The 14,548-nt window shown below is 69.5% G+C and carries 12 protein-coding genes; 2 read left to right on the top strand and 10 right to left on the bottom strand.

Annotation, left to right across the window (positions count from 1 at the left end):
• Window positions 1–19: 19 nt before the first annotated feature.
• The 4 genes from tpiA to JX005_RS07730 form a co-directional block, all read right to left on the bottom strand.
• Window positions 20–811: a triose-phosphate isomerase gene (tpiA, locus tag JX005_RS07745; RefSeq protein ID WP_214466858.1), complete on the bottom strand. Its 792-nt coding sequence runs from the start codon at window positions 809–811 to the stop codon at window positions 20–22.
• Window positions 802–2,016, bottom strand: coding sequence for a phosphoglycerate kinase (locus JX005_RS07740; protein ID WP_214466857.1), 1,215 nt, complete (start codon window positions 2,014–2,016; stop codon window positions 802–804). The genes tpiA and JX005_RS07740 overlap by 10 nt, the downstream gene beginning before the upstream one ends.
• Before the next feature lie 9 nt (window positions 2,017–2,025).
• Window positions 2,026–3,036 carry a type I glyceraldehyde-3-phosphate dehydrogenase gene (gene gap, locus JX005_RS07735; RefSeq protein WP_214466856.1) on the bottom strand — a complete coding sequence of 337 codons (1,011 nt, stop codon included), beginning with the start codon at window positions 3,034–3,036 and terminating at the stop codon, window positions 2,026–2,028.
• A gap of 103 nt (window positions 3,037–3,139) precedes the next feature.
• On the bottom strand, window positions 3,140–3,766 hold the full coding sequence (locus JX005_RS07730; protein WP_214466855.1) for a superoxide dismutase: 627 nt from the start codon (window positions 3,764–3,766) through the stop codon (window positions 3,140–3,142).
• A gap of 149 nt (window positions 3,767–3,915) precedes the next feature.
• Here JX005_RS07730 and JX005_RS07725 point away from each other — a divergent pair, with 149 nt between their 5' ends.
• The gene (locus tag JX005_RS07725; RefSeq protein WP_214466854.1) at window positions 3,916–4,752 is read left to right on the top strand and encodes a PhzF family phenazine biosynthesis protein; all 837 of its coding nucleotides are present in this window, start codon (window positions 3,916–3,918) and stop codon (window positions 4,750–4,752) included.
• A 4-nt stretch (window positions 4,753–4,756) separates the two neighbouring features.
• On the opposite strand, the gene whiA is transcribed toward JX005_RS07725, so the two are convergent.
• The 6 genes from whiA to JX005_RS07695 all read right to left on the bottom strand — a co-directional run bounded on the left by whiA (window position 4,757) and on the right by JX005_RS07695 (window position 14,252).
• The gene (whiA, locus tag JX005_RS07720; protein ID WP_214466853.1) at window positions 4,757–5,734 is read right to left on the bottom strand and encodes a DNA-binding protein WhiA; all 978 of its coding nucleotides are present in this window, start codon (window positions 5,732–5,734) and stop codon (window positions 4,757–4,759) included.
• A 74-nt stretch (window positions 5,735–5,808) separates the two neighbouring features.
• The gene (rapZ, locus tag JX005_RS07715; RefSeq protein ID WP_214466852.1) at window positions 5,809–6,687 is read right to left on the bottom strand and encodes an RNase adapter RapZ; all 879 of its coding nucleotides are present in this window, start codon (window positions 6,685–6,687) and stop codon (window positions 5,809–5,811) included.
• A 25-nt stretch (window positions 6,688–6,712) separates the two neighbouring features.
• Window positions 6,713–8,620: an excinuclease ABC subunit UvrC gene (uvrC, locus tag JX005_RS07710; protein ID WP_214466851.1), complete on the bottom strand. Its 1,908-nt coding sequence runs from the start codon at window positions 8,618–8,620 to the stop codon at window positions 6,713–6,715.
• Window positions 8,621–8,624: 4 nt separating this feature from the next.
• Window positions 8,625–11,525, bottom strand: coding sequence for an excinuclease ABC subunit UvrA (gene uvrA, locus JX005_RS07705; protein WP_214466850.1), 2,901 nt, complete (start codon window positions 11,523–11,525; stop codon window positions 8,625–8,627).
• 130 nt (window positions 11,526–11,655) lie between these two features.
• Window positions 11,656–13,653: a bifunctional metallophosphatase/5'-nucleotidase gene (locus JX005_RS07700; RefSeq protein WP_214466849.1), complete on the bottom strand. Its 1,998-nt coding sequence runs from the start codon at window positions 13,651–13,653 to the stop codon at window positions 11,656–11,658.
• Between the two features lie 131 nt (window positions 13,654–13,784).
• Window positions 13,785–14,252 carry a MarR family winged helix-turn-helix transcriptional regulator gene (locus tag JX005_RS07695; protein ID WP_214466848.1) on the bottom strand — a complete coding sequence of 156 codons (468 nt, stop codon included), beginning with the start codon at window positions 14,250–14,252 and terminating at the stop codon, window positions 13,785–13,787.
• Window positions 14,253–14,291: 39 nt separating this feature from the next.
• On the opposite strand from JX005_RS07695, the gene JX005_RS07690 reads away from it, so the two are divergent.
• The gene (locus tag JX005_RS07690; RefSeq protein WP_214466847.1) at window positions 14,292–14,543 is read left to right on the top strand and encodes a hypothetical protein; all 252 of its coding nucleotides are present in this window, start codon (window positions 14,292–14,294) and stop codon (window positions 14,541–14,543) included.
• Window positions 14,544–14,548 lie beyond the last annotated feature (5 nt).

Raw genomic sequence — 14,548 nt, 5'->3', positions numbered from 1 at the left:
CAAGGGTCGAGTATACCGGTCAGACGCCGACGTGCTTCTGATACCGGATGATCGCCGCGAACTCGTCCACGACGAGGCTCGCTCCGCCGACCAGCGCACCGTCCACATCCGGCTCGCGCATGAAGCTCGCGATGTTCGCGGCCTTGACGGATCCGCCGTAGAGCACGCGCGTGCGGGCTGCGGCATCCGCCCCCAGCTTGTCCGCGATGACGTCGCGCAGTTTGGCGCACACGTCCTGCGCCTGCTCGGGAGTGGCCGCCTGGCCGGAGCCGATCGCCCACACGGGCTCGTAGGCGACGACGATGTCTGCGTCGGCCTTCACGCCCTCGAGCGCCGCCTGCAGCTGGCCCACCGGAACGGCGCTGGCGCCGAACTTCTCGAGGTCCTCCGCCGTCTCGCCGACGCAGATCACCGGCACCAGCGCGTGCCGGAGCGCGGCCTGCACCTTCGCGGCGACGATGTCGTCGCCCTCGTGGTGGTATTCACGACGCTCGGAGTGGCCGATGATGACGTACCGGTTGTCGAGCTTCGCGAGGAACGCGCCCGACACCTCACCGGTGTAGGCGCCGGAGTCGTGCGAGGAGATGTCCTGCGCGCCCAGAGCGAACGGGATCTTGTCGGCGTCGAGGAGCGTCTGCACGGTGCGCAGATCGGTGAAGGGCGGGAAGACCGCCACCTCGACCGACGTGTCGTCGTGCTTGGCGTCCTTGAGCGTCCAGTGCAGCTTCTGGACGAACGCGACCGCCTGCAGGTGGTCGAGGTTCATCTTCCAGTTGCCGGCGATGAGCGGGGTGCGGGTTGTCACTGCCATCCGAGGACCTCCAGTCCGGGGAGCTTCTTGCCCTCGAGGAACTCGAGGCTGGCGCCTCCGCCCGTCGAGATGTGACCGAAGCGGTCGTCTGCGAAGCCGAGCTGACGCACCGCGGCGGCGGAGTCGCCGCCTCCGACGACCGACAGCCCGTCGACCTCGGTCAGGGCCTGCGCGACCGCCTTCGTGCCGGCGGCGAACGGCGCGAGCTCGAACACGCCCATCGGACCGTTCCAGAACACCGTCTTCGAACCGCGCACGAGCTCCGCGAACCGCGCAGCCGTGTCGGGCCCGATGTCGAGGCCGAGTCCGGATGCCCCGAAGGGGGTGCCCTCGATGGCGTCGGCGCGCGTGACCACGTGATCCGCGTCGGCGCCGAAGGCGGACGCGACGACGACGTCGGTGGGCAGGACGAGCTCGACGCCCGATTCCTCCGCACGGCGCATGTAGTCGCGGACCGTGTCGAGCTGATCGGCCTCCAGCAGGCTCGAGCCCACCTTGTGGCCCTGCGCGGCGAGGAACGTGAACAGCATCCCGCCGCCGATCAGGAGACGGTCGACGCGCGGCAGCAGGTGCGAGATGACGCCGAGCTTGTCGCTGACCTTCGAACCGCCGAGGACGACGGTGTAGGGCCGCTCGGGGTTCTCGGTGAGGCGGTCGAGCACGTCGAGCTCGGCGGCGATCAGCAGACCGGCCGCCGAGGGCAGGAGCTCGGCGAGCTCGTACACCGACGCCTGCTTGCGGTGCACGACGCCGAAGCCGTCCGAAACCAGCGCGTCACCGAGCTCGGCCAGCTGACCGGCGAACGCACGACGCTCGGCCTCGTCCTTGGCGGTCTCGCCCGGGTTGAAGCGGAGGTTCTCGATCACCGCGACATCGCCGTCTTCGAGCGCCGCGACGGCCTCGTGGGCGGACTCGCCGACGGTGTCGCGGGCGAACGCCACCGGCTTGCCCAGGAGCTCGGACAGCCGCTGGGCCACCGGGGCGAGGCTGTACTTCGCGTCGGGAGCACCGTCGGGACGACCGAGGTGCGAGCAGACGACGACGCGCGCGCCGTCGTTGATGAGGGCGTTGAGCGTGGGGAGCGTGGCCCGCACACGGCCATCGTCCGTGATGACGGCGTCCTTCAGGGGGACGTTGAGGTCAGCACGGACGATGACGCGTTTGCCGGCCAGCGAACCCAGGGTGTCGAGGGTGCGCAGAGCCATGATCGCGGGTCAGAGGCTCTCGGCGACGTATTCGGTCAGGTCGACGAGGCGGTTCGAGTAGCCCCACTCGTTGTCGTACCAGGCGGAGACCTTGACCAGGTTGCCGCTGACGTTGGTGAGCTCCGCGTCGAAGATCGACGAGTGCGGGTTGCCCTGGATGTCGCTCGAGACGATCGGGTCGTCGGTGTACTGCAGGTACCCGGCGAGTCGGCCGTCGGCGGCAGCGGCCTGGTAGGCGGCGTTGACCTGCTCGACCGTGAGGCCCTCGGTGGGGGTGACGATCGTGAGGTCGACGATCGACCCGGTCGGAACCGGCACGCGGTACGAGGAGCCGCTCAGCTTGCCGTTGAGCTCGGGCAGGACATGGCCGATGGCCTTGGCTGCACCGGTCGACGCGGGCACGATGTTGATCGCCGCACCGCGTGCACGGCGGAGGTCGCTGTGCGGGCCGTCCTGGAGGTTCTGGTCGGCCGTGTAGGCGTGGGCGGTCATCATGAAGCCGCGCTCGATGCCGAAGGCGTCGTTGAAGACCTTCGCGAGCGGCGCGAGGCAGTTCGTGGTGCACGAGGCGTTCGAGATGATGACGTGGTTCGCCGGGTCGTAGTCGCCCTCGTTGACGCCCATCACGACGGTGACGTCGTCGCCCGTGGCGGGGGCGGAGATGAGGACCTTCTTCGCGCCGCCGGCGATGTGCTTCTTGGCGTCGTCGGCCTTGGTGAAGCGGCCGGTCGACTCGATGACGATGTCGACGCCCAGGTCGCCCCAGGGAAGGTTGGCGGGATCGCGCTCTTCGAAGACCTTGATGGTCTTGTCGCCCACGGTGATGGAATCCTCCGTGTACGAGACGTCCTCGGACAGCACGCCGCCGACCGAGTCGTACTTGAGCAGGTGAGCGAGGGTCTTGTTGTCGGTGAGGTCGTTCACCGCCACGATTTCGAGGTCCGCGCCCTGCGCGAGAGCCGCGCGGAGGTAGTTGCGTCCGATGCGGCCGAAGCCGTTGATGCCGATCTTGACAGTCACGGAGGTGCTCCTGAGATGTGTCGTGCGCGAGTGCGCGGTTGGTGCGATGCAGACAGTGGACAACGGCGTCCCGGCGGGCTGTCCCACCGGGACGCCGCGCCTGCTATGACAGTACCAGCAGGCCCGAGGTCTTCTGACGGGCGGCGTCGAGGCGCTGCGCGACGTTCTGCCAGTTGACGATGTTCCACGCCGCCTTGACGTAGTCGGCCTTGACGTTGAGGTAGTCGAGGTAGAAGGCGTGCTCCCACATGTCGAGCTGGAAGACGGGGATCGTGCCCTGCGCGGTGTTGCTCTGCTGGTCGAACAGCTGCTGGATGATGAGCTGCTCGCCGAGCGGGTCCCAGCTCAGCACGGCCCAGCCGGAGCCCTGGATGGTGGTCGCTGCGGCCGTGAAGTGGGCCTGGAACTTGTCGAACCCGCCGAAGAACTCGTCGATGGCCGCGCGCAGCTCGCCTTCGGGCTCGCCGCCGCCCTCGGGCGAGAGGTTGGTCCAGAAGATCGAGTGGTTGACGTGTCCGCCGAGGTTGAACGCCAGGTCCTTCTCGAGCTTGCTGACGTTGGCCAGGTTGCCGGAGTCGCGGGCCTCGGCGAGCTGCTCGAGGGCGGTGTTCGCTCCGGTCACGTACGCCTGGTGGTGCTTGCTGTGGTGCAGCTCCATGATCTTGCCGCTGATGTGCGGTTCCAGCGCGGCGTAGTCGTAGGGGAGGTCGGGCAAGGTGTACTTCGCCATGTTCTCTTCTTCCTGTCGGCGCGCGCCGAGGCTCCTCGGCGCAGCGAGGGTGACGGGTCTCATCCTACTGAGGGCCAACGCCGCGCAGAGGGGGTTGCTTCCCTTCGTGACGAGATCTATGGCCGGCGGCGTCCGGATACGATCGCGGGATGACGCGACCGACGGTGCAGCGATGGGCCGCCTTCTCCGACGACCCCGATGGGGGGAACCCCGCGGGCGTCGTGATCGGCGCCGACGACCTCGACGACGCCGCGATGCAGCGCATCGCGGCCGATGTCGGCTATGCCGAGACGGCGTTCGTCACCGGCTCCGGGCGGGAGCGCGGCATCCGCTACTTCTCCCCCGTCGCCGAGGTGCCCTTCTGCGGGCACGCGACCGTCGCGTCGGCCATCGCGCTGGCGTCGGACCTGGGTGACGGCGCCTTCGCGTTCGACACCCCGGTCGGACGCGTCGACATCGTGACACGCGACGATGCTGGCCGCACCGCCTCCTTCACGAGCGTCGAGCCGTGGATCGAGCCGCTGCCCGACGCCACCCTCGACGCCCTGCTCAACCTCGTCGGCTTCGGCCGTGCCGACCTCGACCCGCGGCATCCGCCCGCCCTTGCTTTCGCCGGCAACCGGCATCCGCTCCTCATCCTCGCCGACCGGCGCGTCTTCGACGGCATGACCTTCGATCCGGCCGCGGCGCGGAGGCTGATGGATGCCGAGGCCTGGCCCGCGACGATCATCGTCCTGCACGAGCTCGGCGGCGGGCGCTGGGAGGCGCGGAACATCTTCCCCGTCGGCGCGATCACCGAGGATCCGGCCACCGGCGCCGCGGCGGCGGCGACCGGCGGCTACCTCCGCGCGACCGGGGCCGTCGCGGCGCCCGCGCGTGTGCTCATCGAGCAGGGCCGCCACGTCGGGCGCCCCGGTCTGCTGACCGTGGACATCCCCGCGAGGGGTGGCATCACCGTGTCGGGCGCGGCGGTGCCGATCGTCTGAGGGCTCAGTCCTCCATGCCCGCGGGCACGGCGGACTCGGTGCCGGGGAGTCCTTCGGCGTCGGCCTTCTTGTCGGCCATCGCGAGCAGGCGGCGGATGCGGCCGGCGACCGCGTCCTTCGTGAGCGGCGGATCGGCGTGGTGACCCAGTTCGTCGAGGCTGGCGTCGCGGTGGGCCAGGCGCAGGGCGCCTGCCTCGCGCAGGTGCTCGGGCACTCCGTCGCCGAGGATCTCGAGAGCGCGCTCCACGCGGGCGCACGCCGCGACGGCTGCCTGGGCGGAGCGGCGCAGGTTGGCGTCGTCGAAGTTCACGAGCCGGTTCACGCCGGCGCGCACCTCGCGGCGCTGGCGGAGCTGGTCCCACTCGGCGGCGGCACGCTCGGCGCCCATCGCCGCCAGGGCGGCGCGGATGGCCTCGCCCTCGCGCACGACGACGCGCGGAACCCCGCGCACCTCGCGCGCCTTGCCGGCGATGCCGAGCCGGTGGGCCGCGCCGACGAGCGCCATGGCGGCTTCGGGAGACGGGCATGTGATCTCGAGGGCGGCCGAGCGACCGGGCTCGGACAGGGACCCTGCGGCCAGGAACGCGCCGCGCCAGATGGCGGCCAGATCCCCGCGCGATCCGGTGGTGAGCTTGTTGGGCAGGCCGCGGACCGGCCGACGGCGCTGATCCAGCAGCCCGGTCTGGCGCGCGAGCGTCTCGCCGCCCTCGATGACCCGGACCGCGTAGTGGCTGCCGCCGCGCGCACCCGATCCCTGCACGTGGACGAGCTCGGGGCGCACGCCGTAGAGCTCCACGAGGTCGCGGGCCGTGCGGCGGGCGAGGACGTCGGAGTCGAGCTCGGCCTCGACGGCCACACGGTTGGCGATCGAGTGCAGCCCGCCCGAGAACCGCAGCAGAGAGGTGAGCTCGGCCACCCGGGCCGTGGGGCGCGGGTCGCGCACGGTGATCAGCTCGGCCTTCACGTCAGCGGTCAGCGACACGGGACTCCTCTGTGGTGGGTGGGGAGGGAACGACGGTCCAGCCTACCCGCGCGCCGGACCGTTGGTGGGGCGTCTCACTCACGTCCGAGGTCGCGATGCTTGACGCGCACCGCGACTCCCGGCGCCTGGGCGAGGCGCTCGGCGAGCTCGCGGGCCATCACGACCGAGCGATGCTTCCCGCCGGTGCATCCGACGGCGACCACGGAGTGCCGCTTGTTCTCGCGCTGATAGCCGGCGAGGACAGGCTGGAGCGCCGTCGCGTAGGCGTCGACGAAATCCTGGGCGCCCGTCTGCGCCAGCACGAACTCGCGCACCTCGGGGTCTTCGCCCGTCAGCGGGCGCAGCGTCTCGTTCCAGAACGGGTTCGGCAGGAAGCGCATGTCGGCGACCAGATCTGCGTCGGGCGGGAGCCCGTACTTGAACCCGAAGCTCAGGATGGTGAGGATGTGCCGGGCCGCGTCGGCGTCGGTGAAGAGGTCGCTCACCTGCGTCGCGAGCTGGTGGATGTTGTACGACGACGTGTCGAGGATGACGTCGGCGCTCTCGCGCACCGCCGTCAGCCGCTCCCGCTCGTGCCGGATGCCGTCGAGGATCGTGCCGTCGCCCTGCAGCGGATGCGGTCGCCGGACCGCCTCGAACCGTCGCACGAGCACGTCGTCGGAAGCATCCAGGAACATCAGCCGGATCTGCCGCCGGTCGCGCAGCGCGCGCATGGCGTCGGGCAGGTCGGAGAAGAGGTCCCGCCCCCGGACGTCGACGACGACCGCCACCCGCGGAAGGAGACCGGCGGCGAGCTCGGTGAGGTCGAGCAGGGGCTTGAGCATCTGCGGCGGCAGGTTGTCGACGACGTACCAGCCGAGGTCCTCGAGCGCGTTCGCGGCGGTCGACCGACCGGCTCCGGACATGCCGGTGACGATCAGCACCTCTCCGGCCTGGCGCGCTGCCTCCGTCATGACCACCCCCGTCGTCCTGACCACCCTACCGAGCGGAGAGGTGCGCATGGATCGACGCGGCCAGCTTCGGACCGACGCCGGGCAGCGCCTCGATCTGATCCGGTGTCGCCTCCTTGAGCGCGGCGACCGAGCCGAAGTGACGCAGCAGAGCCTTGATGCGCGCATCACCCAGGCCGGGCACCTCCGAGAGCACGCTCTGGATGTCGCGACGGCGCCGCCGGCGCTGATGACCGATGGCGAAGCGGTGCGCCTCGTCGCGCAGGCGCTGCAGCAGGTAGAGCGACTCGGACGTGCGAGGCAGGATCACCGGGTACTCCTCCCCCGGCAGCCAGACCTCCTCGAGCCGCTTCGCGATGCCGCAGAGGGCGATCTCCTCATGGCCGGCGTCGCGCAGCGCACGGGCGGCCGCCTCGACCTGCGGCTTGCCACCGTCGACGACGAGCAGCTGCGGCCGGTACGCGAAGCGCGCGCGGCGCCGCTCGGTGACGACCTCGCCGTCGGCGGTCGCGTCGGCGGGCGGCGGCACGTCGTCGTCGGGACGGTCGAGGTAGGCCAGCCGGCGTCGGAGCACCTGGTAGAGCGAGTCGGTGTCGTCGGTGGTCTCGGGCACGCCGAACGAGCGGTACTGGTCTTTGCGCGGCAGGCCGTCCTCGAAGACGACCATCGAGGCCACGACGTTCGTGCCGCCGAGATGCGAGACGTCGAAGCACTCGATGCGCAGCGGCGCCTCCGCCAGGTCGAGCGCCTCCTGGAGGTCGGTGAGCGCCTGCGTGCGGGCGACGTAGTCGCTCGTGCGGCGCGTCTTGTGCAGCATCAGCGCCTGCTGGGCGTTGAGGGTGGCCGTCTTCATGAGCTCGGCCTTGCGCCCGCGCTGCGCGACTTGGATCGTGACCGACTTGCCGCGGCGCTCGCGCAGCCACTCCTCGAGGTCGTCCGCGTCGTCGGGCATCGCGGGAACGAGCACCTGTCGCGGGATGTCCGCGCCCGCGGCGTTGCCGTAGGTGCGCTGCAGCACCTGGTCGACCAGATCGCCGCCGGTGATGTCGAGCTCCTTCTCGATCGTCGTCGCCCGGACCCCGCGCACGCGGCCGCCGCGGATCACGAAGTGCTGCACGGTCGCAGCCAGCTCGTCCTCCGCGATGCCGAACAGGTCGGCGTCCGTGTCGGGCGCCAGGACGAGCGCGCTCTTGTTGAGCACCGCATCGATCGCCTGGAGCCGGTCGCGGTACAGGGCTGCGGCCTCGTAGTCCATGGCCGCCGACGCCTCCTTCATGCGAGCGGTGAGCTCCTTGCGGAAGCGCTGGTCGCCGCCGGCCATGAACGCGACGAAGTCCTCGACGATCGCGCGGTGCTCCTCAATCGTGACCTTCATCGAGCAGGGTCCGCCGCACCGGCCGATCTGCCCGGGGAAGCACGGCCGTCCGGAGGCCATGGCCTTCTTGTACGAGGAGTCGCTGCACGTGCGGATCGGGAAGACCTTGATCATCAGGTCGATCGTGTCGTGGACGGCCCACACCTTCGGGTACGGACCGAAGTACTTCGCCCCCGGGATCCGGCGGTTGCGCGTGACGATCACGCGCGGCGCCTCGTCACCGAGGGTGATCGCCATGAACGGATACGACTTGTCGTCGCGGTATCGCACGTTGAAGGGCGGATCGAACTCCTTGATCCACATGTACTCCAGCTGCAGCGAGTCGACGTCGCTCGAGACGACCGTCCACTCGACGGACGCGGCCGTCGTCACCATGCGGCGCGTGCGCTCGTGCAGCGTGTGCAGCGGTGCGAAGTAGTTCGAGAGCCGCGCACGCAGGTTCTTGGCCTTGCCGACGTACAGCACACGCCCGTCGGCATCGCGGAAGCGGTAGACGCCCGGGTTCGTCGGGATCTCGCCCGGCTTCGGCTTGTAGGCGACCGTGGGTGCGGTGCGTGCCATCGGGTCAGCCGGCCTTGCGGACCGCCTGCGCCCCGCCCAGCACCTCGGCGAGGAACGCACCGGTGTGGCTGCCCTCGACGCGGGCGACCTGCTCGGGGGTGCCCGTGGCGACGACCTCGCCGCCGCCGGAGCCGCCCTCGGGCCCGAGATCGATGATCCAGTCGGCGCTCTTGATGACGTCGAGGTTGTGCTCGATCACGATGACGCTGTTGCCCTTGTCGACGAGTCCGCCGAGGACCTCGAGCAGTCGTCGCACGTCTTCGAAGTGGAGACCGGTGGTGGGCTCGTCGAGAACGTAGATCGAGCGCCCGTTGGAGCGCCGCTGCAGCTCGGTCGCGAGCTTGACGCGCTGCGCCTCGCCGCCCGACAGCGTGGTCGCGGACTGGCCGAGGCGAACGTACCCGAGGCCGACGTCGACCAGCGTGCGCAGGTACCGGTGGATCGCCTGGATCGGCTCGAAGAACTCGGCGGCATCGGAGATCGGCATCTCGAGCACCTCGGCGATGTTCTTGCCCTTGTAGTGCACGGCGAGCGTGTCGCGGTTGTACCGCTTGCCGTGGCACACCTCGCAGTCGACGTACACGTCGGGCAGGAAGTTCATCTCGATCTTGATCGTGCCGTCGCCGGAGCACGCCTCGCACCGGCCGCCCTTGACGTTGAAGCTGAACCTGCCGGGCTGGTAGCCGCGCGCCTTCGCCTCGGGCGTCTCGCTGAACAGCGTGCGGATCCGGTCGAAGACGCCGGTGTACGTGGCGGGGTTCGAGCGCGGTGTGCGGCCGATCGGCCCCTGGTCGACGTGCACGACCTTGTCGAGATCGTCGGTGCCGATCACGCGGGTGTGCTTGCCCGCGACGCGGCGCGCACCGTTCAGCCGGGTGGCGAGGACTTCGTAGAGGATGTCGTTCACCAGCGACGACTTGCCCGAGCCGCTCACGCCCGTCACCGCGGTGAGCACCCCCAGCGGGAAGTCGACGGTGACGTTCTTCAGGTTGTTCTCGCGCGCGCCGACGACCGTCACCTTCCGGTTCTTGTCGATCTTGCGTCGCTTCTTCGGCGTCGGGATCTCACGGCGGCCCGCGAGGTAGTCGCCGGTGATGGAGTCGCTCTCCTTGAGCAGCTGCTCGAGGGGTCCGGAGTGCACGACGTCACCGCCGTCGACGCCGGCGCGGGGGCCGATGTCGACGATCCAGTCGGCGGCGTGGATCGTCTCCTCGTCGTGCTCGACGACGATCAGCGTGTTGCCGAGGTCGCGGAGCGTGATGAGCGTCTCGATGAGGCGGCGGTTGTCGCGCTGGTGGAGGCCGATCGACGGCTCATCGAGCACGTAGAGCACGCCCGTGAGCCCAGAGCCGATCTGCGTGGCGAGCCGGATGCGCTGCGCCTCGCCGCCCGACAGCGACCCGGCGGAGCGGCTGAGGTTCAGGTAGGTGAGCCCGACCTGGATGAGGAAGTCGAGCCGCACACGGATCTCGCGCAGCACCTGCGCGCCGATCTTGGCCTCACGGTCGGTCAGCTGAAGGCCGGCGAAGAAGGCCTGCGCGTCGGCGAGGCTCAGGCGCGAGGCATCCGCGATCGAATGTCCGTGCACGAGGACCGCGAGCACCTCGGGCTTGAGACGCGCGCCGTCGCATACGGGACACGGGACCTCGCGCAGGAACTCGGCCCATCGCTGACGCTGGGTGTCGGTCTCGGCCTGCAGGTACTGCCGCTCGATGTAGGGAACGACGCCCTCGAAGCCCGAGGAGTAGCGCATCTCACGGCCGTAGCGGTTCTTCCACTTCACCGTCACCTTGTAGTTCTCGCCGCGCAGGACCGCCTCGCGGACCTCGGCACGCAGCATCCGCCACGGGGTGTCGAGCGAGAAGTCCAGATCGTTCGCGAGGCCCTCGAGCAGGCGCTCGTAGTACTGGAAGAGCCCCTTGCCCTGCGTGGTCCACGGGATCAGGACGCCCTCGCGGATCGAGAGGTCTTCGTCGCCGACCATGAGATCGACGTCGACCGACATGCGGGTGCCGAGCCCCGAGCAGGTCGGGCAGGCGCCGAAGGGAGCGTTGAACGAGAACGTGCGGGGCTCGATCTCAGTGAGCTGCAGCGGGTGCCCGTTCGGGCACGCCAGCTTCTCGGAGAACGACTGCCAGGCGTCGTCGCCCTCGGCGTCGACGAAGTTGACCTGCATCACGCCGCCGGCCAGACCCAGCGCCGTCTCGACGGAGTCGGTGACGCGGCTCAGGATGTCGGGGCTGGCCACGAGGCGGTCGACGACCACCGCGATGTCGTGCTTGTAGCTCTTCTTCAGGGTGGGCGGCTCGGCGAGCTGAATGAGCTCGCCGTCGACGACCGCACGGGCGTAGCCCTTGGCCGACAGCTCTTTGAAGAGGTCGACGAACTCGCCCTTCTTCTGGGTGACGACGGGCGCGACGATCTGATACCGGGTGCGCTCGGGCAGCTCCATGAGCTGGTCGGCGACCTGCTGCACCGTCTGGCGCTGGATGACCTCGCCGCACTCGGGGCAGTGCGGCACGCCGATGCGCGCCCACAGCAGACGCATGTAGTCGTGGATCTCGGTGATGGTGCCCACGGTCGAGCGGGGGTTGCGGTTGGTCGACTTCTGGTCGATCGACACCGCGGGGCTGAGGCCTTCGATGAAGTCGACGTCGGGACGATCGACCTGGCCGAGGAATTGGCGCGCGTAGGCGCTCAGCGACTCGACGTAGCGGCGCTGGCCCTCGGCGAAGATGGTGTCGAAAGCGAGGCTGGACTTGCCGGAGCCCGAGAGCCCCGTGAACACGACGAGCGAGTCACGCGGGATGTCGAGGTCGACGTTCTTGAGATTGTGGACGCGGGCACCGCGGACGCTGAGCTTTCCGCTGGTGTTTCCGGGCACGGCGACGGGGACGATGGGCACCAGACAAGTTTAGGCGGGGCCTCCGACATCGGACTCGGAGTCCCCGCCTTCACTGGCTTCTTCCAGACGAGCACCTGCCGATGCCGCGGGGTGCGAGCCCCCGCGGCATCCGCACGTCATGCGAAGAAGGTCAGAGCGCGCCCCCGAGCGTGAACGTGCTCACCGTTCCGGTCGGTGTCGTGATGACGAACTCCGACTCCGAGGTGGCGCCCGCCGGAAGGGTGAACGTCACCGTCGCCCGCCCGATCTCGTCGAACGTCGAAGGGTCGGGGAAGGTCGCGTCCACCGGAGCGCTCGCGAGCTGGACTCCGTCGAACGAGACGGCGACGGTTCCCGCCTTCGGCTCGGTCGTGCTGAAGTCGAGCGACGAGAGGTTGACGGTGACCTGGTCGCCGACGATGCTCACGAGGTCCACGCCCACTGCGCGCTGGGCGTAGTCGGGCTCCACGCTTCCGAACACGGTGAAGTAGTCGACCATCGCCTCGAGGTCGATCTTGCCGCTGTCGGCCTTGCCCGTGCCCTCGCGGAAGGTGAAGAAGCTGTCGCCGCCGCCTGCGAGGAAGGAGTTGGCCCCGACGGAGTATGTCGCCGCAGGGTCGAGCGGCACACCGTCGAGGTAGATGTCGAGGATGTGCGAGCCCTGCGGCGCGGTCGGGTCGTACGTGTAGGTGAGCGCCTCGTTCACGCCGAGCTTCAGGAACGGACGGCTTGCACCGGCCGGCTGCCACTGCTCCTCGAGGACTCCCTTGATCTGCGCCCCGGTCATGTTGAGCGTCACGAGGGTGTTCGCGAACGACTGCACGTTCGCCGTCTCGCGGTACGTCGTGTCGCCGGCGTTGATGTCGGCTCGGAGACCTCCGGGGTTCATGAAGGTGATGTCGACGCTGCGGGTGCCGTCCTCGTTCAGCGCCCAGAGCTGCACGTCGGCCACGAAGTTGCCGAGCGTCGACTCGCCGCCACGGTTCTCGACCGGGGCGGGTGCGCCGTTCACGGTGCCGGGTCGCTGCGCGCGGTTGAGTGCGGCGGAGGTGTCGCCGATGATCACGTTTCCGAGTTCATTGGCGACTTCGGTCGCCTCGGCCACGATGGGGACGATCGCCGGGTCGGGCTCGGTGAGCCACGCCGTCACCGTGCCGGCGGCGTTGACCTCGGTCGCCATCGTGTACAGCGTGTTCTCCATGGAGGTGATCGACTTCGACCTGCGGTCGTAGGTGATCTCCATGTTCGAGAATCGCTCCCCGTACTGGCCGCTCGAGATCACGGGCCGGCCGTCGATCACGTGGTTGTACGCGAGGTGGGTGTGGCCGGAGACGATCGCGTCGATGTTGTCGTTCGCGTTCAGCACGATGTCGCCGAACCGTGTCGTCGGATCGGTCGCGGACTCGACGGACGAGGTGGCGGCGCCCTCGTGCACCAGCATGATGACGATGTCGGCCTCGCCGTTGTTCGACCGGCCGTCGCTGAGCTGATCCGCGACGCGGTTCGCCGCGTCGACGGGGCTTCCGACGGTGATGTCCTCGATGCCGGTCGGGCTCACGAGCGACGGCAGCTCATCGGTGACCGCACCGACGAAGCCGACGCGGATGCCCTGGAACTTGGCGATCCAGTACTCCGGCAGAGCGGGGTCGCCCGACACCCTGTCGTAGACGTTCGCGCCGAGGTACTCCCAGTCGGCGAGGGGCATCACCCGGTCGGTCAGGTCGTCGAAGCCCTTGTCGAACTCGTGGTTGCCCACCGAGCTCACATCGAGGCCGGCGGCGTTCAGCGCCTCGATGGTCGGGACGTCCTCCTGGATGAAGGACGTGAAGGTCGATGCGCCGATCATGTCGCCTGCGGCGGCGAAGACGGTGTTCGGGTTCTCCGCCCGGAGCTGATTGACCGCCGTCGACAGCCGCGCGATCCCGGCGGCGGTGCCGGACTGCTCGATGCGGCCGTGGAAGTCGTTCACGGTGACGAGGTTGATCTCGACCGACGTCCCGTTGGCTTTGCCCTTGGGGGTGTCGGGGGCCTTGGGCGCCGCTGAGGCGGACGCGACCCCGGTGAGGGTGAGGGCGAGGGTGGCTGCGGTCGCCGCGAAGGCGAGACCGCGGCGCCGGGCCGGACGGTCTTGGTGGGACCTGATGTGCATGGATGGCTTCCTCTGTGCTGGATCGGAACGACGGTGTTGCCGGCATCGCGGCACGCAGGTTCACCGCGGTCGGGACGCCGTTCCGACCCTACGTTCAGGGGGGCCGCACGGCCAGAGGCATGAGAAGAAGTTCACGCACCTGTGATGTGGCCGCTCCTCGCGCCGGAGAACGGTGCGAGCGCGTCCCGCAGCGAGATCAGCGACGCGGCATCCGTTCCGACGCCCGCCATGACACGGCCGGGCACCTCGAGCGCGCGTTCGCGCAGGGCCGCACCCTCGACTGTCAGCCGGACGTCGAGCACGCGCTCGTCGTCATCGCGCCGTGCCTTCGACACGAGCCCCTGCACCTCGAGCCGCTTCACGAGCGGCGAGAGCGTCGCAGGTTCGAGCGCGAGCTCATCGGCCAGTTCCCGCAGCGACCGGGGCGATCGCTCCCAGAGCGCCAGCATCACCAGGTACTGCGGATGCGTGAGACCGAGGGGCTCGAGGATCGGGCGGTAGATCGCCACGACGTTGCGCGCCGCCGTCACCAGGGCGAAGCACACCTGATTGTCGAGCTTGAGCAGCTCGTCGGCGCTCGGGGCGGCGGACTGGCTCACGTGAGATCCTCTCGGGTCAATCGTTAGTACACTAATGATATGCGTGATGAGGATGCCCCCACCCACCGGCCGCCGCTGCGGGAGCGCGTGCGCGAAGCAGGCGGCTGGTACTCGTTCCTCAACACGAAGCTGATCCGGCTGGCAGGTCCTGCCGCGGTCGGACCCTACGAGACCGCTCCCCCGCCGTCGGCGTCGGAGCGCGCCGAACGGGCGTGCCCGCTGTGCGGCGCACCGATCACCCGGCACACGTTCGACCGCAGCGGCCCGAAGCCGCTCATGCACTGCCCCTGATCGCG

It is taken from the genome of Microbacterium flavescens (assembly GCF_018588945.1).
In the GTDB taxonomy this organism is placed as follows: domain Bacteria; phylum Actinomycetota; class Actinomycetes; order Actinomycetales; family Microbacteriaceae; genus Microbacterium; species Microbacterium flavescens.
The sequence above is the reverse complement of the archived record's forward strand: the minus strand, read 5'-3'. Positions and strand labels throughout refer to the sequence as shown.

What these genes read in the sequence shown, in the direction of transcription:
- JX005_RS07690 (WP_214466847.1), top strand. Translation starts at nt 14,292, where the DNA reads ATGCGTGATGAGGATGCCCCCACCCACCGGCCGCCGCTGCGGGAGCGC.
- JX005_RS07730 (WP_214466855.1), bottom strand. Translation starts at nt 3,766, where the DNA reads ATGGCGAAGTACACCTTGCCCGACCTCCCCTACGACTACGCCGCGCTG.
- JX005_RS07700 (WP_214466849.1), bottom strand. Translation starts at nt 13,653, where the DNA reads ATGCACATCAGGTCCCACCAAGACCGTCCGGCCCGGCGCCGCGGTCTC.
- tpiA (WP_214466858.1), bottom strand. Translation starts at nt 811, where the DNA reads ATGGCAGTGACAACCCGCACCCCGCTCATCGCCGGCAACTGGAAGATG.
- uvrC (WP_214466851.1), bottom strand. Translation starts at nt 8,620, where the DNA reads ATGGCACGCACCGCACCCACGGTCGCCTACAAGCCGAAGCCGGGCGAG.
- rapZ (WP_214466852.1), bottom strand. Translation starts at nt 6,687, where the DNA reads ATGACGGAGGCAGCGCGCCAGGCCGGAGAGGTGCTGATCGTCACCGGC.
- JX005_RS07740 (WP_214466857.1), bottom strand. Translation starts at nt 2,016, where the DNA reads ATGGCTCTGCGCACCCTCGACACCCTGGGTTCGCTGGCCGGCAAACGC.
- JX005_RS07725 (WP_214466854.1), top strand. Translation starts at nt 3,916, where the DNA reads ATGACGCGACCGACGGTGCAGCGATGGGCCGCCTTCTCCGACGACCCC.